Here is a 24,859-nt window from a genome sequence, read left to right on the forward strand (position 1 = left end):
CTGTTGCCTATTTTTTTTAAGTAAATTTTACCAATAAGCCAGCCAATGCAAAGCCCAGTACCAACACCACCATAGGTGTTTTGTATTGCTTTAATAAGAACAAACCTACTATCACAATAGCCATATCAACTTGATTAACAACGGCTGATTGGAACACTGGCACATAAAGCGCAGATAAAAGTAAGCCAACCACTGCGGCATTGACGGCTTGAATAGCACCCGCTAGACGAGGTATTTGTGCGATACCTTGCCAATGCTTTAAAAAGGTCAACATCAATAAAAAACCGGGTAAAAATATGGCTAACGTTGCAATTAAGGCGCCTAATACTGGAAAGCTGGGCGATAAATGAAAGCCTAAAAAAGTGGCTAAGGTAAACATTGGGCCTGGTACTGCTTGCGCGGCGGCGTAACCCGTTAGAAAAGTGTCGGTTGAAATAGAGTGTGCAAGTAAATTTTGCAGTAAGGGTAACACCACATGACCACCGCCAAACACTAAGCTTCCTGCTTGATAAAAATCTGAGGCGAGCTGCCATTGTGAAGATACTTGCGCCAAACTTGGCAGTAAAACTAACAAGGTAATGAAGCCGATTAAGGGCAGCCAAGCTATTTGTATTTTTGAAGGTGATATTATCTCTTGATTAGTGAGATACTTAATACCGATAAATGCGGCAGCAACTAGTACTAACATTTGCATTAAAATACCGCCAAATAACAATAGCACCATTGCAGAAAAAATAGCGATTGCCCGAGTTATTTTATCGCGACAAAAGCTTTGATACATAGAGAACACAGCATCTGCAACTACCACTACGGCTAATAATTTTAATCCGTGGGTGATGGCATAAAAATAAGTGTTATCAACTAATTGGTAACTCAGGCTCGCTAATAAAATCATGAGGATCACTGATGGCAAGGTAAAGGCAAAAAACGCCGTTAATGCCCCCGCTAATCCCGCTTTTTTATAGCCAAGAGCAAAGCCTACTTGGCTAGAGCCTGGCCCAGGTAAAAATTGGCTTAACGCGACAATTTGCCCATATTCTTCTTGGCTGAACCATTTTAACTGTTGAATAAATTTTTGATGAAAATAACCAATATGTGCTGCAGGCCCGCCAAAGCTAATGCAGCCTAACCAAAAAAAGTGTTTAAAGATTGATACAATCATATTGTTTGTTGAGGTGGTCAATGACAATCATGCTATTTTCAATGGAAGCGCTGTGCTAGTCAAAATAAGTTTTCATGACACTACCAAGCAAGCTTTGATGTAGACCGTAAAAATGTCAGCTTTATTATTTATTGCTTTGCTTTTAATCGTTAAATTGATACAAGAATAATCAATTTTTCTATTTTATTCATCCTGAATAAAAAGTAGACGCAGCTAATATTTGAAGTAAGAAAAGAGGTTCTAATGAAAAAGTTTTGCTATGCATTAATAGTTAGTTTAACCAGCATTTTGGCGATCTCCGGTTGCAGTAAAGTGGTTAATATTGAATTAGCGCCTGAGGTAAAAGTATTCCTCAGTGATGACAGAGATAAAACCATTTATTTAACTTCAGCCGATCAAGCATACCAAACATTGAATGCATGGCTCAAAAGTCATCAAGATGGTTGGTATCCAACATCTGGCACATATTCAGGGGGCATTTATGTACGTTCTGGTGACAAAGGTATTCAGGTAACAGAACGACGAGTGATTATCTATTCAACCGAAAAAGCAAAACCTCAAGCGATATTTGTGCAAGAAATTAATAACAGTGATTTACTGGTTGTAAAGAACATCGGTAAACAATAACACGGCTGTTTTTTGGGTAAAAAAAAAGCCGAAGATAAAATCTTCGGCTGGATAGCTTTGGGGAAAGCTAGAATATAAAATTATTACAACAGGCGTTCGCTAAGGAACAATTGCATTATAGAGTAACAACTCTACAAAAGTAAAGTGTTTACTCTAAAAAAATTAAAAAAAGGTCGGATGAGTGGTTTATGGTTATGTATTGATCTGTAACTGAGCATAATGCTTGAGATTATTTCATCAATTGAGTTAGTACTGCTCTGGCTTTGAGAGTAGCTCAAAATTGAGTTTTTCGCTTTTTCAGTCACATTATCTGGGATTCAGTCATTAATTATAATATCTATCTAACGAATTTTATCAGTTTCAGAAACTCAACTAAAATTTCGGTACTTATTAAGACTCTGTTCGATAAAAACTTCTTAACAAAGATCCTGCCTTCTCCAAAGGTAATGCGTTAATTTCCTTATTGAGCATTATACCTACTGTACATAACTTCTCAGGATCTTCGCGATATTTAGATGGATTGCTAAGAACGTCTCCGTATGAACTATCTACTGCTATCATTTTGTCAACAACACCCGTGATGATCGCTGTTTGTTCTTCTTTATCTACAATATAATTGTCAGGCGATAATGATTTAATTAATGAATTAAAAGCAATGGTCTCTTTTTCACTTATTTCTGAAGGTATTATAGTAGGTATATCATTAGTAATATTAACTTCGAACACTTCTGGATAAGTATAAGCAGCGCATTTAGCAGGGTAATCGTTCTTCAAATATTCCATCTGTACTATTTGAGATTCGATATATTGAATGACTTCCTCATCCCCACCCAATTGCATATAGTGATTTAGCCTTTCAATATAAAGGTAATGGTTAACACCAGTAGTAAGGGTATTTAATGGTGTTCCATCTTTTATTGCTGTAACCATCTTTTGTCTTACAACGTTATACCCTTCTTTATCAAATTGGTTGAGGCTTTGATAAACTTCATGCTTTTGTAACTCTTGGTCAATTGTTGTGGGGTTTTGCCAATCGCTAACTCCGCTATGAGCATAGTTTCCCGAATCTACCACTTTATCAATAACACCAGCTTTAATAAGCTCGTCAGTTGATGGAGTCCACACATCCTCAGAACTTATTTTCGATACTTTTTTAACAAACCACGATGGGACTTTGGCTTCTTCAAGTTGGGAAAGTAAGGACTTGTTCAATTCTTCAACGTCACTACCTGAAACACCTCCAAACGAAGCACTGTGAAATCCTAATTTGGCAGAATCTCCTAACAACTTTTCTTTTCCAGCTAGAAATACTATAGGACAAGCAGATAAACACTGCGTCTTGCTATATGTTATCAACTTATTCTGCTTCACTAATATAGCTAGCTTTTTAGCTTCCGCTATACGCCCACCCTGACTATTTAAATGAATTATTCTAATCGAAGGGTTATTAACTAATACTTGAGACAGGCGGTTAGATGCGCCAAATTCAAGTCCTCCCTGAAGTTCTACTTCTGTACCCTGATTCATTACACGGATAGATAATGGTGGCAACTTTGATTCTCCAATTATAAGTTTGCCACTTTCTAAAATGAAAGGAATTCCAGTTTGATTCATATCATAGCAATATCGACCAATACCAATCAGAACCATTAGTTTAGCTATCATTGCCCAGCCAGAGGAGCCGCCTCTGGTGGTATGCTTATCAGCAGAGCGATAAAGCCCAACCAACTGCCATATAGATACGCCAGTTATTACCACATAAAATGCAATAATAAGCAGTCCTCTAACTGTGGAAGAAGCATCACTATCAGCCAAGTATTGAAATAATGGGGGTGTGATAAACAAGAGTGCTAGACCAATAGCAAATACATTAACCCAATAGCTAAGATCCAATGGTAAGAGTCCTTTCCAATGCAACTTAAACCAATTTCCATCAGGTGCTTGGTATTCGCTTATATCTTTATAAGAATCGTGCTCTATAAACTCTTTGTCTGAAATCAAACGGGATTCGATTTCTTTCTTTAGTTTTTTCGCTCGTTCTGGATAAGCTTCTTTATTGATATGACAATACGTTTCTTGAAGCTCGTTGAGTGTATAACTCTTATAATCTGGTTCTTCCAAAAATGAAATCCTTTTACTTAATTTTTGAGGCTCGTTTAATCTATTGATTATCAATAGCAAACAGTAACTTTACTTGATATATTGATAAACATAAAACGATAATATAAACAAAGGATTGTTATGAAAATACTTACCCTCATATTTGCCATTTTTGCAGCACAAGTAAGTGCCAGTCAAGAAGAAGTGATTTCCAAATTACAAACCCTTAACTGGAAACAAGAGCCTACTACTTACTCTATCGCTGATGATAAAGCGACTGTTACTACGACAGAAAATGACTTTTTAGTTGTTGGAGAAGAGGCAAGCAAATATATGTTTATTGTTCAGGGACATAAAAACCATAAGCCTGATGCAGCAATACTTAGAGTAGATGGGCCAGAAGTAGACTCACAAGTAATTTATACCATAAATAAGGTTGGCTACCTAACTCAAGATGATTGGGCTGAAAACATCGACAAAGATAAGATGTTAGAAGAGATCAAAGAGGGAACCATCGAAACTAACAAGCAACGAGGTGAGGGATATTTAGACATTTTTGTTGACTCATGGGCACAAGAGCCATTCCTAGACAAAGAAAATAACACCGTATATTGGGCTATTGCTGGGCATGATGAAGAAAACAGTAAATTTATTAATGCCAAGGCATTAAAACTTGGTCGAGAAGGTTATACAGAAATACTTTGGATTGGCTCTCCCAGCCAATTTACAAGTTCTGAAGTCGTCCTTGAACCTATAATAGCCAATTATGCTTATAACGAAGGATTCCAATACGCTGATTACATTCCGGGACAAGACAGTGTAGCGGCAGCAGGTGTTGGTGCATTGGTATATAAACTCGCTACTGGCAAAGCAGCAGCAAAAGCTGGAATCCTAGCTGCGGCAGCTATTTTTGCTAAAAAATTCTGGTTTATTATCTTCCTTCCATTTGTATATGGCTGGAAGTGGATAAAGAAAAAATTTTCAAAAGATTCAGAGTTAAAAGACAAGGAAAACTAAATGGATTTGTTAATGCACCCAACAGCAATTACGCTGTTCTACTTTTTAGGTATGCTAGTTGTAGGAAGTGCTATTCAGTGGACTTTTTTGATCAAATTGAAGAAACATCATTCAGTGCAATGGGAACACGCTGGTAAGCCCACAATTTTTAATAATGGCGACCTTATCAAAGCATGGCCCACTACAAAGTATCTCTTAAGAAAATCATATCTGGACTCAGGATCAAATGAAGGGATTAAATTTTGTAATTCTTACAGAACATCGATGATTTATGGGTACTTTTTAACTGCCAGCACCGTTCCATTATTTCTAATTAGTATGCTTATATTTGGTTGGCCACCTAGTTGGGCTTAGTGCGCGATGTGGCTTATTTATATTTTTATTCCGCACATCATTTGTTAGGTAAATACGGAGAGTTAGGTGATTGGTTTAGTTTTAGCTTCAGTAATTTTATATTTAATTATTTATCGAATAGTTGAAGATAAAGTATCTGTAAATTTTAAGGATGTATTCTTATTCGTTGCTTTGCCGTGCATTATTCTAATTTCGTTGCGCTTTTTGCTAAAGGCTGTTGAATTAAGCGCACTAAATAGTTTGATATTATTGTTATCCGCACTTGCATTATCAGTTATTTATGTCTTTTTTAAATCAAAAGCTAAATTCAGGCTATCAACTGTTCAGGCCACGGGGGTTTCAACAGCCTTTTTCTTAAGTATCTGGTTTTCAGAGATATTGCATGGTTATCTAATGATGATAATGTTTACCTAACAAGACTATGGCGTTGAATGTCTGTTTCTGGCACTGTGATCTTCCCCTGAACAACTAGACTCTTTTATTTTGAATTTAAGACATCTATACAGATTAGAGAAATAAAGACTCTATTGCATATATGTCTGTTAGGGAGATGTTATCCCACATTTTTAAATACTTGTGTTGATGGTTGATCAATTAGCTGTGAAGCGTTAACTAAAAAATCAATATTGCCTTTTAATCCGCAGAAAGTCTATTTGCGTGATATGGATGATTCAGATCACTGTAACAAATTCACTAGGAGTTTTACTCATTTTTTAATGATTTAATAAATATTACCTTCATTAAAATCATGCCTGTTAACACGGCTAATGACGACAGTGCGAGTAGTGGGTCAATTGTTTCCAAAGACACAAATTTACCGTAATACAAAAACAGCCCAACAACAACGCCTACCGTTCCTATCTGGTGAATGTAGAATTGCGCTAATGACAGTTTTGACACTAGGTTGTTCAACCATAATTTATGGCAAAGCCCATAAATAAAAGACACCACAAAGCCGATAAGTAAAATATGTGCGTGGGTGACTAATTGGCCGTGATCTTTCGAGGCGGCCATAAATATGCCTAGAGACATGCCAACAATGGCGTAACCCAAAGCCGTGAGTATAAATTTTTTATCCACTGTCATTGCTCCTTATTATTTTCTATACCTATTGACTAATCTGCATAAACCTTACGTTTTAAGTGCTTGTTCATTTTTGTTGGATATTATTTTTAAGGTTTGCAGTTTCATTTGGTTAGGCGATAAACATACGAATAAAGTGTAGTGCTGAACCACTGAAAGTGCCATTTATAGGTAGATTCATCATCGATGACATAAAATTATGAAAAGGTCATTAATCTGTTGACCCGTCTATAAGGCTAGGGTTCAAGATGCATTTTCGGTCAAACAATGGAGCATAGATATGCTAACTGTCACCCAAATCGCAAAACAGTTTGGCGTTTCACGTACAACTATTTTGTACTATGAAAAAGAAAACCTTTTGATGCCAGCGTACCGTTCTGAGAATGGATACCGTTGGTATGGTGAAAATGAGGTAAAACGCTTAGAAGCGATTACTTCCTATCGCTCGTTTGGGCTATCAGTGTCTAGTATTCGTACCTTGTTGAACCGAAATGGAGAGTCTCAAACCCAGATATTGAAAGATCACTTTAATCAATTGGAAAGAGAAATCCAAAACTTACGTGCACAGCAAAAGGCTGTTGTCGTATTGCTTCAAGAACCAAACTTATTAGAGGAAAACATTGTGAATAAACAACGTTGGGTAGAAATCATGGTTGCCGCAGGATTCACTGAAACAGATATGGTCAAGTGGCATCAAAAATTTGAAGAACTAGAGCCAGTAGAGCATCAGAAATTTCTTGAATCATTAGGTATTACGAGCGAAGAAATTACTCAGATCCGAGCGCTATAACAATCAAACAGCCTCATGGACGAGGCTATAAGGCATAAAAATACATGTTCTTTATATCTTCAAGTCAGCAATCGATACCGACTCTACTCGTCTGATGAAACGATTAACTTTGCGAATTGACTGACGAAATCTGCGCATTATTTGAAAGAAGATTCATAATGCGTTGTTTTTGATAGTCTTTCATATTCATATAGATAAAAAAGCTAAGCAGTAGAATAGTGATTAAGGAAATCATGACTGGTTTAAATAAGAAGGTAGCAAGTCGGCTAATTTGTACTTTTATCACGCTAGAAACGTGGATTTGTGCAGCACTTAGTTCATGTAAATAGTTGTAAAAACCTCGTCCGCGAATCGCATCAATTAATAAACCAAAAACAAATGAGTAAAATATCGCACAGGTTATTGCTAAGCTCGTTGACGCCAACCCTATAGGCGAAAAGATGGTAAATATTACGCTGCCCAAAATAGCTAATGTGGCACATAACGTTTTAGTTGAATCGCTGAGCAGGCAAAATTGTGGAATATTATCTTTTTTCTCTAATGAAGCTTCATTGGCATACAGATCTGAGACTTTGATATTAAAAACTGCCGCTAACGCTTTTGCTGACTCTAAAGAAGATTTACCATCTTTTTCAAGCCGTTGTACGGTACGTAAACTAACGCCAGAAGATTCTGCGAGTTGTGATTGACTCCAAGCACGTTGTTGTCGTTCTGATTTTAATTTGTCTGTATCAAGTAACATAATCATTTTAAGTTTTTCCTCAAATTAAGCAGCGCTCAATATGAGGAAAGTACGGTTTAATGTAAACGTCGCAACAACGTCAGCAATGCGTCACCGATGTGACACTGTATGAAAATAAAGGGCTATCGGTTAGTAAAAATATAGAAAGCCTGAAATTAGCCCATGTATTTTATGATAACTTTGCCATATGTTGTTAAGCAATAATCGACTTATTCAGTGTTTAACTTAACCGCGGTGCCAAAAACCATAATTTCAGATGAGCCATCCATTATTGTACTTGTGGTAAAACGAATACCAACAACCGCATCTGCGCCTTTTTGGTGAGCATTTTCAATTAAGCGTGAAACGGCAATATCTCGCGCATCAGTTAGCATTTCTGTATAACCACGAATTTCACCACCAACAATACTTTTTAAACCTGCCATAATGTCACGCCCAATATGTTTAGCTTGAACAACATTGCCTGTAACTATGCCTACTACTTCTTTAATTTCTTTACCTGGAATTGACTCTAGCGTTGAATAAATCATAGTACTTCCTTGAAAATTATCATGAATGATATGGATTTTACACTCAGCATTAATCGTTAATAAGAGTGCTATAGTGACGTTAATAAAAAGCTTCAATTGAGCAGAGCTTAATGTCACTGATTAAAGTAATTGGCATTGATATAGCCAAATCTGTGCTTAGTATCCACAGTGTTGATACACATGACAAGTGCCAATTACTTAACATTGCTCGGCAAACATCACTGATAGTTAAGTAGAATTAAATACTACTTTCTGTGCTTAGATATGCGGTTACAGAAAGCGTCAATAACTCGTAATGAGTTATTGACGCCATATTGTGATGTGTTTTTTCTTAGAAGAAATACACTGCTGATACAGAAATAGCATCAACATCATCTGATTTGCTAAAACCTACACCAGCTGAAAATTGCTCTGTAAAATTATATAAAGCAGTTACACCAAAGGCTGTTTCCGTTTCATCTGCAATATCGATATATTTAATTGAGCCGCTTAGCTCAATCTTTTCAGAGAGCATAGAACGAACGCCTAGCGCTAACCCATAACCGTTTTCACTCTCACTTTCTGAATTACCTTGATATGAGGCTTCTACTTCCATATCTTCGTATGAAATGACACCGAAAAGATCTGTCGTTTGAGAAATAGCAGAACGATAACCTAAACCAAGAGATAATGTATTAAAATCAACATCTACACGTGAGTTATATATTTTTACATCATCAGAAGCATTGCCGTAACTACCCGCAATAAAAAAATCTTTATTGAGTAACTTACTTCCTGAAATAGCAAAGCCTGTTAATTTATCTCCATCGATATCAACCGATTGATAAGAAATAGAAGCATAATCCCAACGAGGTGACTCTACTGCGTGAGCCGTGCCAAGGGATAATAATAAGGCTGATGCTAATACTACTTTTTTCATTTTAATCTCCATGCCCATTAAAAAATATCGTTAGAGTCGAGGGCTGCGAAACTAACGTCCCAACAAGGGATTGATAAATGCTTGATTTTACTGTGTAGCGAAACGGAATTGAGCTAAGCGCTGGTAGTCCTGTACTTTATTGCTTGTGAGTACTTTTACTTCTTAACCGCTATTGTTGTTAACGTTTTGCTTAAATTGCAGAGCAAGTTCGACGCTTATTGTGTTACTAAAAACGACCAACTTGCTCAGTTTAGGTTAATGCGTTTTTAGGCACCTTTAAGTAATTTGGGAAAGCTTTTATTCTGAACAATTTTGCCAATCAAGTTTTGCACTGCCGGCATCAAAGCTTGGGCTGTTTGATTACATGCTGTTTCACCATAAAAACTACTTGTAAAAGCGTAATTTTCTCTAACCGATATAGACTCACCATTAGAGGAATTAACGGTCATGGCAATATCCCATCTACCTGATGCAGAGGAGAAATCGATAGAATCTAATATGCCTGTGAGGGTTACAGGAGCATTATCGTCGAACGCCTCTGCCATTTTTAATTCATCAATAAATGCTTTACGAATGAATCCTTCAAATGATTGGCCATCGGGAGTTTTGATTGGCCCAACACCTCTACACATAATGCTTGTTTGGCTTTCTCCAGCAGCACGGAATTCACCAACATTAATATTAGAATCCGTCATGTTCTTTAACGACGAAATATTGTCTACAGACACAGCATAGCGATTAACTGAGTATGTGGAACACCCAGTAAAGCCTAAAAGAACTAGAGAGATTACAGCTACTTTTTTTAACATTTTTATGTTTCCTTTTTATATTTTTATATCCAACTTACTTTGAATTTTTGTTTAACAACCCAATCAGGGATTGATAAATGCTTGATTTTACTGTGTAGCGAAACGGAACTGAGTGTTAGCAGTCCTGCACTTTATGGGGTTGATATCGCTACTGATATGTTTTGCCTCTGTGCTTTAACCAGCCTCCAATATGGCGACCATTTGGATCATAGTGTGTCCAGTGAATAACACCGCCTTTATTGTTCCATTCATATTCACCGTAAAACTGAACATTATCGCCATTTGATATAGAATTAATTCTTGGGGCTAAATCTATATTATGTGCAATCAATAACGTTTGGCCTGAAGAAAGCCGCAAAATAAACTTTTGATGACGAGAACCTTTATTGTCATCAGGTAATATCTTAATTACGGTTCCTTCACCTTTAATTTGAATGTTACTAAGTCTATTTTTATAGGCATTTTGAATTTTATCATTATCTAGATAGCTAGCGGTTTTTGCTTGATTAACAGGTGTTGCCACTGGAGCTACAGAGTTACTTTCGCCTATTGACCACTGATAAAACCCAGTAAAAATTAGCATGATGACTAAAAGCTTTTTCATACACCGTCCTTGATTTAGTTTTACGTGCTGCGTGCCTTTTTACGCCAAGACGAATCTTTTTCTGCTAGGTGATTGATTTAAATGGATAAAACGTCCATTGTCTAATTGAATTTTCATTGTCTCTCCATGAACAAAGCGGGAATTCTTTTAGTGAGAATTTCTTATACCTTATTAAATATTATTTGAATAATAATTTCTACCAAAAATTAATTACTTACCATTAGAATATATCAGAAAGCACCCAACCACTCAAAAACAAGCGAGATGAAATCAAAGGCTGATTTTTGGCTGATAGCTTTATTCTGTATGCAAATATTAGGTTAGTTTTTTTCAGTTTCGCCTTGTTTTAAATAGTGTTTTATCGCATCAAGCTTTTCTGCATTTTCATTATCTTGGTGAAATGCGATATAAACATTGCGTTTGAATGTGGGGACGCTCGATACTTGATACAGTTGTTCTTGTTCAATAAATGGTAGCGCAAGTACGTCAGGTAAATAAGCACTGCCACCGCATTTTAACATGAGATCAAGAGCGATTCTGGCGGTACTGGTTCTCACATTGGGTGCGGGGAGTTTTTTGAGCTCTTTAGCATGCCAAGCGTTAAAGCTAGTGCCCCAATCAACCATGATATATCGCATGGATGCGCTATTTGTGACATCAAGATCCTTTATTGTCGACACAAGCATCAGTTCAAAGGTATGCAGGTGCTCAATTTTTAACTCTTCAACTTTGGGAGGATCAAATAAAATAGCTACATCAAGTGATCTTTCGAGTAACTGCCTAGTGATTTGTTCTCTTGCTAATATTTCGGCGACTAAGCTTATTTCAGGTTGAATGGCATATATTTTAGAAATAGCGTCATGAATATAGGTATCCCAAGTATTTGGTGTACCAGCAATAGAAAGTTGAGTAACTTGCTCAGCACTGAGGGCAACATCTTGCTTTGCCATACTTAATGTTTGTAGTAATGATTCCGCATAAGACACTAACCGTTCTCCTGATGGAGTCAGCTGGATATTGTTGCGAGTGCGGGTAAATAGCTCAACACCAAAGTATTGTTCAAGGTGCCTTATCCTAGCGCTCACCGCGGCTTGAGTTAAGTACAAGTGTTCGGCAGCTTTGCCAAAGTGCCTGCAATTTTTCACCTCAATAAAGGTTTTGATCAGTTCTATATCCACAGTTTATCTCTTATCGTTACGATAAATTTTTATTGTTTTACACTATATAAAATTGACAGCATACTTCCTGAAAATCTAGCTATCTGTCAATGGATTTTACTAAAATGAATTTAATACATGGTTTTGTTCAAACAAATAAATTTTATGATGATGTGCACTTCCCCCGTGGATTTAGTCGCAGTGGTAAGTTTTCTATACGTGAGTCTGAATTGTTAACCTTAGTTGGCAGACGTCTTTCAGACTTAGAGCATGGCTGTGCAGATGCTGAAAATCAAGTAGAAGAAAACTTTGTTAGTATGTGTCAATCAAGCCGTGAAGCAGAAACGCTTATTGAACGACTTTGGCTCAAATATAAAGATGCTATTAAAGTGAAAAGTTTTCATACCTTAAATAGTAGTGCTAAAGTGCATGTAATTGAGCATGAAGAAGTAGAAGTTGAAGAATACTAATGCCCAAATGAAGTAAACAACACAGCTAGCGTTTGTTTACTTCGTTATACTTTAACATTCAATCACTAAATACCTTTCACTAGAGCATTTTGGAGTGCGAAAGGTGTTTTAGTAATCCATATCCCTCAGTGTTTTCTTGTATTTATCACGTTAATTTTGTAACCATTGAGCGCTGTTGTTCGTATTTAGTCAATAGATGACTAATAGGTAGGTGCTATAATGTACGGGCATAGCTTGCAAAGTTTCACACAGAGTATCTTAGTTAAGATTGCTTGCTTTCAAACGCATTACTTTGGTAACTTAGTAAAGCTACTGTGTTGCTTTTTTACGTGTCAATTAGGCTATTTCAGGGAGATAAATATAATAACAATGACATCTCAACCGTCAGATAGTACACGTTGGTCAGCGCTTATGGTAAAAGCTCAAGCAGGCAGTGAGCATGACTATCAACAGTTACTGACAGAATTAGCGAATGTTATTCATGCCTATTTACGCAAGCGCTTTGGTAATCAGCTTTTTTTAGAAGATTGCGTACAAGAGTCTTTACTTGCTATTCATAACGCTCGTCATACCTATGACCCTAATCGCCCCTTTAGACCATGGCTGTTTACCATTGTTCGCCATAAAGTGATTGATTTTTTACGACACAAAGATGCTTGCCAACGCATTGTTGAACAGCAAAGGCAAGTACAAGAAGTGCTAGCACAAGGTAATCAAGCTCATGCTGTGGAAGATAGTATGAGTAATGATAGTTTATTAGATGCCTTATCAAGCCAGCAAAGAGAAGTTTTAACATTAACGAAAATGTTAGGGTTTACCAGTGCGGAAACTGCTAAGCAGTTAGGTATTTCAGAAAGTGCCGTGAAGGTACGAGTGCACAGAGCAATAAATAAATTGAAACAGATTTTGGAGGCTGAAAATAATGGCTAACCGAGCAGCATTGATTGCAAAATTGAGCCAAGATCTTGCGCCGGTAAAACGCGCACCGAATGTTAACCTTGTCGCTAGTGCGTGGTTTATGGTGAGTGCAATTTATGTGGTGGCGATAATACATATATTTGGTCCAATTCGCCCAGGAGCTTTTGCTCAGCTTAGCGAATCTCCCCGATTTTTGTTTGAAATGCTACTGGGGCTGGTGGCAATATATTGGTTGAGCTTGCAAGCATTTCGTGATGCAGTGCCAGGCGTTTTAAGCCAACGTTTTATGATGTTTGGTTTTGGGCTGATGCTACTTTGGTGGACACAGTATGTTATCGGTTTAGCCGCGCCAGCATTGGAGCCTTCAAGCCTAGGAGTACGTCATTTTTGTCTTTATGAAACTATGCTCTATTCAATCCCTCCTATTTATTTTGCTTGGTATCTTGTACGTCGTTTCTATCCTTTAAAGCCAATGCGTACTGCTATTTCGTTGAGTCTAGCCGCTGGTATGATGCCGGCGTTTTATATGCAGTTTGCCTGCATGTATGCACCTGCACATACGTTGAAATTTCATATCGCGCCTGGGCTTGTCATGATGCTTGTTGGTATTGGGTTAGCGTGGCGTTGGCGACCAGATCAGCAAGTGTCTTAATCCCTTATTTATCTTGGCTTGCAGCGTTTGTGTTGTTTATTGTAAGTGATGAGGTTTGAAGAAGAAGTGAAGAACATAAGGTAGTGATCAACACAGGTTGATCACTACATGTGCGTATGAGTGGATAAGATTATGGGTTAGCTCGACCAGGCCCTAATAGTGGACAAAGAAAATACACATCTTCGTCATCCATCATGTCATTGTTATTTGCGTCTACCCACCAACGTCCACCATAGTAACCGGTATCCATAGGGCCAAATTCTGTTTGTACGCCTGTTGGGCCAGACATTTCTAATTTTTGAAAATTATCCGTACCGTTATAAGGTAAATCGCCAAGTAAAAGCGTATCGTAGTAAAGATGTTGAGAAGTCACATAAATCACCGGAGTACCCGATGCGCCTCTACCGTTAGTGCGTTCTTTGGCTTGTACAGCATAGGTTGACGTAGCAAGTAAACCGATTAGTGCGATTGCTGTGATTGATTTTAAGCTTTTCATAATAGTGTATTCCTCTTTGTTTATTAATGTGTTTGTCAATAAACCACATTAGGTATCTAGGTGAACCACTGTCAGCAGTTGCTGCATCACCAGCCCATTATTGGGTTGATAACGAATACGAGAGTCATACAGAAATAGTTACAGGTAAGTTAAAATATTTTTTTACACTAATTTGATTTCGTGTTTATTGATGAACTTTTTATCTTCACACTGGATATGAACAACTAGCCAATCTAATAAAAAGTGTAATAAATCTATTGATACTGGCTCTTTTTTAAAGTTGTCCAGTTCTTCAAGAAAGTGTTTATGTTGCAGTTTATGTAGCGCTAGATCATTGTTACTGAGCGTTTCAAAATAATGTTCTTCACTGGCAAAATGATATTGTGTGTACTGTACAAGTTGCGAGTAAATCTCATCTAGCTGAGTGTGATCTGCTTGATTGTCAATAAGGGTTGCAAGTTCATTGATATAATTCACCAACGTTTTATGTTGTTTATCAATATGCCTAATCCCTACACTCAATGTTTCATCATCCCATTTTATTAGTGTCATAGAGGTAATTTCATCAGTGTCATAGAGCTAGTTAATGCAAAGATTATTGAAGTAAATCTGAGTATAATCACAATGTGAGCTGCTTGCAGTTACAAATTTGTAAAAGTGTAAGCTCTATTGATATAGCGCAATTTTTAACCGAATTTACCTTTGTTACCCATCCTTTTTTCGATAAAACCTTTACGCTTGCTCACTTGTTTTTTTCAATGCTGAGGTTTTCCATGTGGTGTTAGTTACTTTGGCGTGCATCAGTTTTTCCCTTTGAAAAAGCACCCTTTGATAAAAAGTGATAATTTAGTAAGACTATTTCAGCGAAAACAAGGATAATTAGCTTAGGGCGTGTTGCTCATTGCTGTTTGAATTTTGTTCAAGAGAAACTTGAAAGATCAACATGCCCCAATTAAATAGTTGTTAATCATCAGCCATTATGATCGTTATTTGGTGTAAAATGGCTGTTAACTGCGTTAACTCGAAGGTGAGTACCTAATCAATGGAAATTAAAGTTAATTATCTCGACAATCTCAGACTTGAAGCTAAGTTTGATGATTTTACTGTTATTGCTGATCAGCCTATTCGATACAAAGGTGATGGTTCTGCGCCTGGTCCATTTGATTATTTCCTTGCCTCTTCAGCAATGTGTGCCGCTTATTTTGTTAAAGTGTATTGTAATGCTCGAGATATCCCTACCGATAATATTCGCTTATCGCAGAACAATATTGTCGATCCTGAAGATCGTTATAATCAGATTTTTCAAATTCAGGTTGAATTACCTGAGAGTATTTCAGAGAAAGATCGTAAAGGCATTATCCGCTCGATTGATCGCTGTACCGTAAAAAAAGTGGTGCAAACAGGGCCTGAGTTTAAAGTTGAGTTGGTCGATAGCTTAGAAGAAGATGCCCAAGCCATGCTGATGGCAAAACCGTGTGACGATGCCCATACCTATATTCTTGGCAAAGACCTTGCGCTAGAAGAAACTATCGCCAATATGAGCGGTATTTTGGCTGATTTAGGGATGAAAATTGAAGTGGCGTCTTGGCGTAATATTGTGCCGAATGTTTGGTCGTTACATATTCGTGATGCTGCTTCGCCTATGTGTTTTACCAATGGTAAAGGGGCAAGCAAAGAAAGTGCTCTTTGTTCTGCGCTAGGTGAGTTTATTGAGCGCCTTAATTGTAATTTTTTCTATAACGATCAGTTTTTCGGCGAAGAAATCGCCAATAGTGATTTTGTCCACTACCCCAATGAAAAATGGTTTGCTCTGCAAGACGACGATGCACTGCCAGCAGGCTTATTAGATGATCACTGTTTAGCTATTTATAACCCCGATGATGAATTGCGTGGTTCGCATTTAATTGATACTAACTCCGGCAATGTTGACCGTGGTGTTTGTGCAATTCCCTATACCCGTCAGTCTGATGGCGAAACTATCTATTTCCCATCAAATTTGATTGAAAATTTATTTTTAAGTAATGGCATGAGTGCAGGTAACAACCTTTATGAAGCACAAGTGCAGTGTTTATCTGAAATATTTGAACGGGCAGTAAAAAGGCAAATCATTGAACAAGAGATTGTGCTACCTGATGTTCCACAGCAGGTGCTGGAAAAATATCCTAGCATTTTAGCTGGTATTCAAGGTTTAGAAGAACAAGGTTTTCCCGTCGTTGTTAAAGATGCTTCTTTAGGCGGGCAGTTTCCTGTGATGTGCGTCACCTTGATGAACCCTAGAACAGGGGGCGTCTTTGCCTCGTTCGGTGCCCATCCTAGCTTTGAAGTGGCACTGGAGCGAAGCTTAACTGAGTTATTGCAAGGCCGTAGCTTTGAAGGACTAAATGACGTACCAAAACCAACCTTTAATAGCATGGCAGTCGCCGAACCGGAAAATTTTGTTGAGCATTTTATTGACTCAACAGGGGTTATTTCATGGCGCTTTTTTAGTGCTAAACATGATTATGATTTTTGTGAATGGGACTTTTCCGGTACCAATGAACAAGAAAATGCTTGTTTGATGGGCATTTTGAAAGACTTAGGAAAAGAAGTGTATGTGGCTGTTTTTGATCAGCTAGGTGCAACGGCTTGTCGTATACTGGTGCCAGATTATTCAGAAGTGTATCCCGTGGAAGATTTAATATGGGATAACACCAATAAAGCGCTTGATTACCGTGAAGATATTCTCAATATTCATGCTTTAAGTGATGATGCCTTAGTGAGTTTATTTGAACGCTTAGAAGACAGCCAGCAAGACAATTATATTGATATTCGCACCCTAATTGGTATTGAGTTTGATGAAAATACCGTGTGGGGGCAATTGACCATTTTAGAGCTTAAAATCCTGATTTGTTTAGCATTAGGAGCGTTAGAAGATGCCATTGAGCTTGTAAGTGAGTTTTTACAGTTTAATGATAACACGGTAGAACGCGGCTTATTTTATCAAGCAGTACACGCCGTGCTTGAAGTGACTTTAGATGACGAGCTGGAACTGGAGCACTTTATTGCTAATTTTGAGCGCATGTTCGGCACAGAGTTAATGAACAATGTCGTAGGTTCAGTTAATGGCGAGGTTAGATTTTATGGTTTAACCAAAACCAGCATGAAACTAGAAGGGCTGGACAAGCACTTAAGATTGATTGATAGCTATAAAAAGCTTCACCAAGCCAGAGCCGCGATAGCAAACAAGCCTTAGTGGTAAAGAGTAAAAGTTAGCTTATTAAGCCCGCCGTTAGCTCGGGCTCAATAAGCTAGATTAACAGTCCCTAGCCTGTGTTTCGCATCCCTGTGGCGATACCCGTCATAGTAACCATCAATAGTTGTTCACATAGCGGGTGTTCAGGTTGTTTACGCAGTCGCTTTAATGCTTCAATTTGCATTAAATGTAACGGCAGTAAATAAGGCTGACGTAACTGGAATGAAGTCAGATTCCATTGATCTTTTTCTAAGGATTGAGTTTGCCCCAAAAGCTTAAGCAAGGTTTGCTTGTCTTTGGTTAACTGAGATCTTAGCTCATCACCTAAAGATTGTAGTTCTGGCTCAACCAAGCTTTGATCATACAGTTTGGAAATATGAGGTTCAGACTTTAAATACACCATTTCTGTCAGTGAAATCCTCGCGCGAAAGTAAGGCCAATTATCGAGCATATCAACAATGGTGTTGATTTGATTGAGCCCAACTTCTGCAATCGCCTGACCAAACCCCAGCCAACTCGGTACAACTAACCTGTTTTGACTCCAAGCAAATATCCACGGAATGGCACGTAATGACTCGATGCCACCATCCGATTTACGCTTGCTTGGGCGTGAACCAAGCGGTAAAGCCGACAGCTCTTGCTCTGGTGTTGCCTGACGAAAATAGGTGACAAAGTCTTCTTTATCACACACGTAACCTCGGTAAATATCACAGCTATGCTTCGCCATGGCATCCATCAGTTTACGCCATGATGCTTTAGGTGCAGGTTGTGGATTCACTAAGCTGGCCAGTATGGCACTGGCGTATAAATGTAAACTGCGCACTGCAAGGTTTGGCAAGCCAAATTTAAAGCGAATCGTTTCTCCTTGTTCTGTTACGCGTAAACCACCATCAAGTGTGCCAGGAGGTTGAGAAGCAATCGCGGCATGTGCAGGGCCGCCGCCTCGACCAATAGTACCACCACGACCATGAAATAGTTTCAAGGTAATGTCATGATTATTTGCTACAGCAACTAGTGCTTCTTGCGCTTGGTATTGCGCCCAAGCGGCGGCTAATACACCAGCGTCTTTGGCAGAATCACTGTAGCCAATCATAACGTGCTGAGCACCATGTAAACGCGTTTTATAACTGGCATCATTAAGTAACACATCAATAACTTGAGCGGCATTATTGAGATCGTCTAGGGTTTCAAATAATGGCGCAATCGGCATATCCCAACTGATACCCGTTGCTTTCATGAGTAAGTTAACCGCTAATACGTCACTTTGGCGGCTAGCCATCGAAATAATATAGATCCCAAGCACTTCTTTTGGCTGCTCAGCAACAAAATGGAAGGTATCTAATACTTCTTGCGTTTGTGCTGACCAGGTGACTTTGGGTAATAATGGTCTTGGGTTGTTGATTTCTTGCTGTAAAAATTCACAACGTTGTTGTTCATCCCAAGCAAGATAATCACCTAAACCAAGCTCAGCGACAATTTCGGCAAGGGTTTGATCATGAAACTCACTGTGTTGGCGCACATCTAATTTGACCAGCGAAATACCAAAGCAATGGACTTTGCGGATCACATCAAGTAACAGCGAGTTGGCGGTGCGGTTCAATCCAACCGCGAGTAAGCTATCACGGCATCGATACAATGGCTGTAATAGCTCATTAGGTGATGAAATAACCCCTTGGCTGTTATCGTTTTTTAACTGACCGATACTATAAGATAACTTATTGATGGTCTGCTTGAGTACATTACGGTATGGGCCAATATTATCAACATCGGCATTAAGGAGTTCATCATTTGCTTTATCCATTGATAACTCTAAATAGAGTGCTTGAAAGTCAGCCAGATATAGCTCAGCTGCCATTAAGCGTGCCTGAATAATTGCTTGTCTACTCAGCTTTGCGGTCACAAATGGGTTGCCGTCGCGATCACCCGCCATCCAACTTGCCATAGTGATTGGTGTTGCATCTAGTGGTAAGGGCTGGCCTGAGATTTGTTGGCATAGCTCATCTAGCTCTCTGACAAATTTAGGTACTGCTTGCCACAGGCTATTACTAATGGCATTAAGCCCCCAGCGTGATTCATCTAATGGTGTCGGGCGTTGATGGCGAATTTCATTGGTATTCCACGCTTGCTCAATCAATTCTTCAATGCGGTTATTGAGCGCGGCACCAGAGTCTTCAAGTTGCTCGGCAATTTCATGGTATTTATGTATAAAGGTGCGTCGATTCACTTCCGTTGGATGGGCAGTCAGTACTAACTCAATGTGCAGCTTTTGGATTGCTGTGAAAAAATCTTCTGCTGAAGTATCACCAAGTTGCTCTTTGAGAGAGGACAGCGGATGGGGCAAGTCCAGCTCTGCTAAGCCTTGTTCACTGGTGGTATGTTGTTGCTCAGCAACATTGGCTAAATTTAAGAATTGGCTAAAGGCACGGGCATACACTAATAACTTTTGTTCATCACATGACTGGAATAAGGTTTTTAATTCATCAATGGCTAAATCATCATTGGCAACGCCGTCTTTTGCTAGCAAGCGAACGCGTTCAATATTGTCTAACCACTGCTGATCTTTCTCATCGGCAATGGTGTTGCCAAGGCATGAGCCAAGGGCACGAATATTTTGTGAAATGGTTTCTAACATAGTTATCTTCCTGTATTAACAGATAACACTATCCTAGAAATGAATCTAAATAGAGTCTAATATATATTTTAAATGTAAATTATAGATAAAAGTCTATAGATGAGTGTGAAACAACCGACAATCAGGCAGTTACAATTGATACAAGCTTTGGCTCGCTACCAAAGTTTGTCCTTGGTTGCTGAAAAATTGTACATTTCTCAACCGTCAGTATCTATCCAATTAAAAAATTTGAGTGACTTGGTTGGCTTACCGGTTTATCACATGAAAGGGCGTACAGTCGAACTGACTGATGCGGGTAAAGCGATACTGCGCTGTGCGAATCAAATATTTCAATCGTTAGATAATTTAAAAACTGATATTGATAATTTACAAGGAGTAGTAACAGGGACATTGTCTATTGCTGTAGTAACAACGGCACAGTATTTTTTACCCGTATTATTGGCAGCATTTGCTAAGCGCTACCCCAGAATTGAAGTGGCATTAGAGATTGCTAACCGTGAAACTATCCATGCTAGATTACGCGACAATAGCGATGATTTTTATTTATTTAGCCAAGTGCCGCCTGGCGTAGAAGTCGTAGAAACGCCTTTTCTCGATAATGAACTGGTAGTAGTGGCACCAGAGCGGCATGAGTTATCGTTGCAATCATCCGTGAGTTTAGCTCGTTTAAGTCATTATCCATTTATTCTTAGAGAACATGGTTCAGGCACAAGAGCAGCGACCCAGAAGTTGTTTCATCAACAGGGGTTTGTCTTAAGTGAGAAAATGACAATTGCCAGTAGTGAGGCGATAAAGCAAGCGGTTGCAGCAGGGTTAGGTTTGGCAGTGTTAAGTCGACACAGTTTAGACTTTGGTGTCACCCCTGGCTTAAAAATATTGCCTGTCGAGCATTTTCCGATAAAAAGCCAATGGCGTTTAGTGCAAAATACTGCGCGCAAGCCAAGTTTATTAGCGCAGGCATTTCAGCAGTTTATGTTAGAAAACGGCATGGAAATTTTAGCGAATGCGGTAAATCGTTGCTAATTGTCTTGGGTTAACCAAGCTAGTGCCGCATCTCTATCGGGAAAAACCTGCATATCGATACCACATTGTTTATAAATAGATTGATATACACTGGGCATCATATTGCTGCCTTCTACATTACTTGGGATCCAAAAAGCTGATTTTTTGGGTGCAATACCATTGTTATTCATCTTTGTTAGATATTTTTTATGCGCTGCTTGGGTTTCGGGGGTGATGATGCATGAATGTTCAAATTCAACTAACTCGGACCAATAGCCATAAGTGTCTATTTTATCTAAAATAATATCTTTTTCTATGGTGTTTAACGCATCAACAATTTCTTTATTAAATGGTCCGACGGCTTTAATAAAAAGTAAGGCGTGTTCGCTATAGATTTCAATTCGGCCATGAGGGCGAAAGATACTGGCATTTACCGTATCGGTAGAAAGGGGTTTATCCATTTACATATACTCCATACTGAAACTACATTAACTATAATCGAAAAACTCAGCTTAGTGATTAAATTTTACTGGTATTATTAATAACCATCATCGAAGTTAATCAAGTACTCTAACGGTTGTTGTTGGGTAAAACGTAGATAGTTATCGCAAAATATTTTATAGATATCTTCTGGAAAACTCACCGCAGCGTTGTGTGGTGTGATCAATACATTATCTAAGGTCCAAAATGGACTGTCGTTTGGCAAAGGTTCTGTTTGAAAGACATCCAATACTGCGCCACGTATTTGTTTATTGCGTAATGATTCAATTAACGCTTGCTCATCAATGATTGCACCGCGGCCAACATTCATCAATACGCCGTTACTGCCAAGTGCTTGTAACACTTTCTCATTGATCATGTGTTGCGTGTGCTTGGTGTGAGGTAACACGGTTATTAGGTAATCGACTTGCTGAGCTAATTCACAAATGTTATCGGGTGAATACACCTTATCTATGTATTGCATCGGCTTTGCTGTGCGGCTTAAACCTAATACTTTCATCTGGAAATGAGCAGCTGTTTTGGCAATCGCTTGCCCGATAGAGCCTAGTCCACATATGCCTATAGTTAAGCCAGTTAAACTGCGATAGGGTAAGCTGTGCCAGAGCTGATTATGTTGATGTTTTTGTGTGGTAAAAATATGGCGCTCTAGTGCAAGTATATAGGTAAAAACGTATTCACTCATCAAGGGGCCCAACACGGCTTTGACACCGGTTAAGCAATAATCTGTGCGAAGCTTTGGCTGACATAAAGCTTCTACACCGGCAAACGTTGACTGTACCCATTGCAGCTTTGATGCATATTTAAGTAATGGTGCTATTAAAGCCGGTTGTCCTAAAATGATATTCACATCGTTGATAACGTCTTTTGCTTGTTCAGTATCTTGTGCCAGATGAATATTTAGATCGGGCAAAGTTTGCGCTGTGATTAACTTTTCGTATTGTGCGGCTTGTTCTGAAATTATCAGTAAATTATTCATTGAATTAGGCTACTAGAGTTACCTGTTTACCATAGGAGGGCTGGAGGTTTATGTCAATTGGTCAAAGTTAACGCTTGGTAAGCTTTCAAATCCAGGTTTAGCAAACAGATAACCTTGCATTAACTCAATACCTGCTTGTTGCAAAAAGCGCATTTCATTGATGGTCTCTATCCCTTCTGCCAGCGGAGTGACATTGAGATCGTTAAATAAATTGAGACAATGCTTTAGTATGTATTGTCGAGGTTTATCTTGGTCAATATTGCGGATTAATTCCATGTCAATTTTGACAATGTTGGTCTGAAAATCGGCAATTAAGCCAAGCCCAGCATAGCCTGAACCAAAATCATCTACGGCTGTTTTAAACCCCGTTTTTTTGTAATATTCGACAATGCTTTTTATGAAACCGCTGTCGTTAATCTTTTCTGTTTCGGTGAACTCAAACATGATTCGCTCAGTGGCAAAACCATATTTTTCTGCTGCAGCTAAGGTAGTGCGAATACAGCGCTCAGGTTGATAAATGGCGTTTGGCAAAAAGTTGATACTTAAGATTGACTCCAGTTTTAATTTTGCAGCCAATGCTATTGCTTTTACCCGACAGCTTTGATCAAATAAGTACCGATTTTCGTCATTCACTTGGTTAATAATTTCAAAAGCGGGTTCGTTGTTTACTCCCCTCACCAAAGCCTCATAACCAAATATTTCGCTGGTTTTGCAATTAACTATAGGCTGAAATGCCATGGTGAAATCGAAATCTAAGCTGCCTTTATCAGCACAATTACTACAGGAAAATCGGTCAAATATCTGAGTGTCTTCATTCATTAGTGTCTTTAACTTTCACTTGGTTGAGGTAATGAGCTTGTTGAGATCAGTATAGTACTAAATTGAAATAATGTTGTTTTTAAACAAATTAACATTTATTGGCAATACGCTTACTTTTAGTATGTCGACAGCGCCAGAGGTAAATGCCTGAAATGATGAAAAAACAAGGTAATAAGCTCAATAACAACCATAACATTTTTATTGGCCAGCCAATAAATTCACCAATATGAAACTTGTACCTGAAATTCCATACTTGTGTGGCGAGTGTCGTAGTGGATGCATTAAAGGTTTGAAGTACGTCGCCAGTGTATGGATTTGCCCAGCTCCAGCTATAGGCATGACTCTCATCGGGCATTTGTATTCTGAGTGCTAAAGCAGATGTGGGTTCTTGGGGTAAATAAATACGATATACCTCGCCCGTTGGTAATGCTTGAGCAGCATTATAATACGCTTGATCAAGGGATGAGTTTAACCATTTACCTTGACTGGTTGTGACAGTGGGTATCTTTATTGGTTGTTGTATTTGGCTAAAGGTGACTTGTTCAACGATTTTTTGACTGATTTCTGGCCAATAAAATGAGATACCTGAAAAGGCGATTAGTATCAAAGGGAAGGCTAATAACAGCCCAAGACTACCGTGTAATTGGTGAAATAAGATCGACTTTTTAGCATGCCAACGCACGCGTAAACGCTTTAATCTGTGCTTGGGTTTTAACCATAAGTATACGCCAATAACTACTTCGATGATGAAGATCAAACAAGCAATTGACACCCAAAGTTGTAACGGCCTTTCCCCATGGTCATTACTGTAAAGCAGCCAGCGGTGCCATGCCATGATAAAACCATAAAAGGTATCGTAAAAAGAATGCCTGAGCAGTATGTCGCCAGTGTATGGGTTAATATTTAGGTATTGTTTATTACTGAGTCTGACTTGCCATACTTTGTTAGGATCAGGATTTCGTTGAATAAATTGTATTTTCGTATTGGTTTCTTGTTCGATATGGTTGACCAATGATGACAACGGTAAGGGTTGCTGGTGTAAGAGATGATCTGCGCTATTGACTTGCCAATACTGAGGACTAAGCCATGCTTGTATCTCTTTTGCGTACAGGAGTAATGCCCCAGAAAGGCTCAAACTTATGAGTAAACCGGCACTTAATAGTGCCAATATTAAATGGATGCGCCTGATGAAAACTTTCAAGGAGTAAGACCTAACATAATGATTGTCAAAATGAAGTTTGACGAGATCCAAGTGACCTTTTACGGT

Annotated in this window: 26 protein-coding genes; 10 read left to right on the plus strand and 16 right to left on the minus strand. The window is 38.5% G+C overall.

Features of this window, described 5'->3' with window-relative positions:
- Nucleotides 1-16: 16 nt before the first annotated feature.
- On the minus strand, nt 17-1,159 hold the full coding sequence (gene chrA, locus IV514_RS15300; RefSeq protein WP_206486320.1) for a chromate efflux transporter: 1,143 nt from the start codon (nt 1,157-1,159) through the stop codon (nt 17-19).
- Between the two features lie 246 nt (nt 1,160-1,405).
- On the opposite strand from chrA, the gene IV514_RS15305 reads away from it, so the two are divergent.
- Entirely contained in the window at nt 1,406-1,789 is a 384-nt protein-coding gene (locus IV514_RS15305; protein WP_206486177.1) for a hypothetical protein, read from the plus strand.
- A 390-nt stretch (nt 1,790-2,179) separates the two neighbouring features.
- Here the strand turns inward: IV514_RS15305 and IV514_RS15310 are convergent, their stop codons facing one another.
- Nucleotides 2,180-3,910 (minus strand): hypothetical protein, encoded by a 1,731-nt coding sequence (locus IV514_RS15310; protein WP_206486178.1) that lies wholly within the window; start codon nt 3,908-3,910, stop codon nt 2,180-2,182.
- 120 nt (nt 3,911-4,030) lie between these two features.
- Here IV514_RS15310 and IV514_RS15315 point away from each other — a divergent pair, with 120 nt between their 5' ends.
- The 3 genes from IV514_RS15315 to IV514_RS15325 all read left to right on the plus strand — a co-directional run bounded on the left by IV514_RS15315 (nt 4,031) and on the right by IV514_RS15325 (nt 5,674).
- Nucleotides 4,031-4,906: a DUF2167 domain-containing protein gene (locus IV514_RS15315; protein WP_206486179.1), complete on the plus strand. Its 876-nt coding sequence runs from the start codon at nt 4,031-4,033 to the stop codon at nt 4,904-4,906.
- Nucleotides 4,907-5,260: a hypothetical protein gene (locus IV514_RS15320; RefSeq protein ID WP_206486180.1), complete on the plus strand. Its 354-nt coding sequence runs from the start codon at nt 4,907-4,909 to the stop codon at nt 5,258-5,260.
- 66 nt (nt 5,261-5,326) lie between these two features.
- Entirely contained in the window at nt 5,327-5,674 is a 348-nt protein-coding gene (locus IV514_RS15325; RefSeq protein WP_206486181.1) for a hypothetical protein, read from the plus strand.
- 288 nt (nt 5,675-5,962) lie between these two features.
- On the opposite strand, the gene IV514_RS15330 is transcribed toward IV514_RS15325, so the two are convergent.
- Nucleotides 5,963-6,340: a TonB-dependent receptor gene (locus tag IV514_RS15330; protein WP_206486182.1), complete on the minus strand. Its 378-nt coding sequence runs from the start codon at nt 6,338-6,340 to the stop codon at nt 5,963-5,965.
- A 283-nt stretch (nt 6,341-6,623) separates the two neighbouring features.
- Here IV514_RS15330 and IV514_RS15335 point away from each other — a divergent pair, with 283 nt between their 5' ends.
- Nucleotides 6,624-7,133 (plus strand): MerR family transcriptional regulator, encoded by a 510-nt coding sequence (locus IV514_RS15335; RefSeq protein WP_206486183.1) that lies wholly within the window; start codon nt 6,624-6,626, stop codon nt 7,131-7,133.
- Between the two features lie 103 nt (nt 7,134-7,236).
- On the opposite strand, the gene IV514_RS15340 is transcribed toward IV514_RS15335, so the two are convergent.
- The 6 genes from IV514_RS15340 to IV514_RS15365 all read right to left on the minus strand — a co-directional run bounded on the left by IV514_RS15340 (nt 7,237) and on the right by IV514_RS15365 (nt 11,915).
- Nucleotides 7,237-7,881: a helix-turn-helix transcriptional regulator gene (locus IV514_RS15340; protein WP_206486184.1), complete on the minus strand. Its 645-nt coding sequence runs from the start codon at nt 7,879-7,881 to the stop codon at nt 7,237-7,239.
- Nucleotides 7,882-8,084: 203 nt separating this feature from the next.
- Nucleotides 8,085-8,405: a heavy metal-binding domain-containing protein gene (locus tag IV514_RS15345; protein ID WP_206486185.1), complete on the minus strand. Its 321-nt coding sequence runs from the start codon at nt 8,403-8,405 to the stop codon at nt 8,085-8,087.
- Between the two features lie 331 nt (nt 8,406-8,736).
- A complete protein-coding gene (locus IV514_RS15350; protein ID WP_206486186.1) occupies nt 8,737-9,324 on the minus strand; it encodes a porin family protein in 588 nt (195 codons plus the stop codon).
- Between the two features lie 266 nt (nt 9,325-9,590).
- Nucleotides 9,591-10,133, minus strand: a complete 543-nt coding sequence (locus tag IV514_RS15355) for a hypothetical protein (RefSeq protein WP_206486187.1) — start codon at nt 10,131-10,133, stop codon at nt 9,591-9,593.
- A 148-nt stretch (nt 10,134-10,281) separates the two neighbouring features.
- Entirely contained in the window at nt 10,282-10,737 is a 456-nt protein-coding gene (locus IV514_RS15360) for a DUF3465 domain-containing protein (protein WP_241242403.1), read from the minus strand.
- Nucleotides 10,738-11,057: 320 nt separating this feature from the next.
- Entirely contained in the window at nt 11,058-11,915 is an 858-nt protein-coding gene (locus IV514_RS15365) for a LysR family transcriptional regulator (protein ID WP_206486188.1), read from the minus strand.
- A 104-nt stretch (nt 11,916-12,019) separates the two neighbouring features.
- On the opposite strand from IV514_RS15365, the gene maoP reads away from it, so the two are divergent.
- The 3 genes from maoP (at nt 12,020) to IV514_RS15380 (ending at nt 13,934) form a co-directional block, all read left to right on the plus strand.
- On the plus strand, nt 12,020-12,364 hold the full coding sequence (maoP, locus tag IV514_RS15370; RefSeq protein WP_206486189.1) for a DUF413 domain-containing protein: 345 nt from the start codon (nt 12,020-12,022) through the stop codon (nt 12,362-12,364).
- Nucleotides 12,365-12,733: 369 nt separating this feature from the next.
- Nucleotides 12,734-13,294 carry a sigma-70 family RNA polymerase sigma factor gene (locus IV514_RS15375; RefSeq protein WP_206486190.1) on the plus strand — a complete coding sequence of 187 codons (561 nt, stop codon included), beginning with the start codon at nt 12,734-12,736 and terminating at the stop codon, nt 13,292-13,294.
- Nucleotides 13,287-13,934, plus strand: coding sequence for an NrsF family protein (locus IV514_RS15380; RefSeq protein ID WP_206486191.1), 648 nt, complete (start codon nt 13,287-13,289; stop codon nt 13,932-13,934). The genes IV514_RS15375 and IV514_RS15380 overlap by 8 nt, the downstream gene beginning before the upstream one ends.
- Before the next feature lie 130 nt (nt 13,935-14,064).
- Here the strand turns inward: IV514_RS15380 and IV514_RS15385 are convergent, their stop codons facing one another.
- The gene (locus tag IV514_RS15385) at nt 14,065-14,430 is read right to left on the minus strand and encodes a hypothetical protein (protein ID WP_206486192.1); all 366 of its coding nucleotides are present in this window, start codon (nt 14,428-14,430) and stop codon (nt 14,065-14,067) included.
- 162 nt (nt 14,431-14,592) lie between these two features.
- A complete protein-coding gene (locus tag IV514_RS15390) occupies nt 14,593-14,982 on the minus strand; it encodes a bacteriohemerythrin (protein WP_206486193.1) in 390 nt (129 codons plus the stop codon).
- A 490-nt stretch (nt 14,983-15,472) separates the two neighbouring features.
- Between IV514_RS15390 and IV514_RS15395 the strand changes: the two genes are divergently transcribed.
- Nucleotides 15,473-17,662, plus strand: coding sequence for an OsmC domain/YcaO domain-containing protein (locus IV514_RS15395; RefSeq protein ID WP_206486194.1), 2,190 nt, complete (start codon nt 15,473-15,475; stop codon nt 17,660-17,662).
- 70 nt (nt 17,663-17,732) lie between these two features.
- On the opposite strand, the gene ppc is transcribed toward IV514_RS15395, so the two are convergent.
- The gene (gene ppc, locus IV514_RS15400; RefSeq protein ID WP_206486195.1) at nt 17,733-20,294 is read right to left on the minus strand and encodes a phosphoenolpyruvate carboxylase; all 2,562 of its coding nucleotides are present in this window, start codon (nt 20,292-20,294) and stop codon (nt 17,733-17,735) included.
- A 99-nt stretch (nt 20,295-20,393) separates the two neighbouring features.
- Here ppc and IV514_RS15405 point away from each other — a divergent pair, with 99 nt between their 5' ends.
- A complete protein-coding gene (locus tag IV514_RS15405; protein WP_206486196.1) occupies nt 20,394-21,317 on the plus strand; it encodes a LysR family transcriptional regulator in 924 nt (307 codons plus the stop codon).
- Here the strand turns inward: IV514_RS15405 and IV514_RS15410 are convergent.
- The 4 genes from IV514_RS15410 to IV514_RS15425 form a co-directional block, all read right to left on the minus strand.
- Complete coding sequence (locus tag IV514_RS15410) at nt 21,314-21,757, minus strand: hypothetical protein (protein ID WP_206486197.1); 444 nt, start codon at nt 21,755-21,757, stop codon at nt 21,314-21,316. The genes IV514_RS15405 and IV514_RS15410 overlap by 4 nt on opposite strands.
- A 77-nt stretch (nt 21,758-21,834) precedes the next feature.
- Complete coding sequence (locus IV514_RS15415; protein WP_206486198.1) at nt 21,835-22,773, minus strand: D-2-hydroxyacid dehydrogenase; 939 nt, start codon at nt 22,771-22,773, stop codon at nt 21,835-21,837.
- 48 nt (nt 22,774-22,821) lie between these two features.
- The gene (locus tag IV514_RS15420) at nt 22,822-23,592 is read right to left on the minus strand and encodes an EAL domain-containing protein (RefSeq protein WP_206486199.1); all 771 of its coding nucleotides are present in this window, start codon (nt 23,590-23,592) and stop codon (nt 22,822-22,824) included.
- Nucleotides 23,593-23,680: 88 nt separating this feature from the next.
- Entirely contained in the window at nt 23,681-24,793 is a 1,113-nt protein-coding gene (locus IV514_RS15425) for a PepSY-associated TM helix domain-containing protein (RefSeq protein WP_206486200.1), read from the minus strand.
- Nucleotides 24,794-24,859 lie beyond the last annotated feature (66 nt).

The sequence above is a fragment of the Thalassotalea sp. G2M2-11 genome, assembly GCF_017168195.1.
Lineage (GTDB): Bacteria > Pseudomonadota > Gammaproteobacteria > Enterobacterales > Alteromonadaceae > Thalassotalea_E.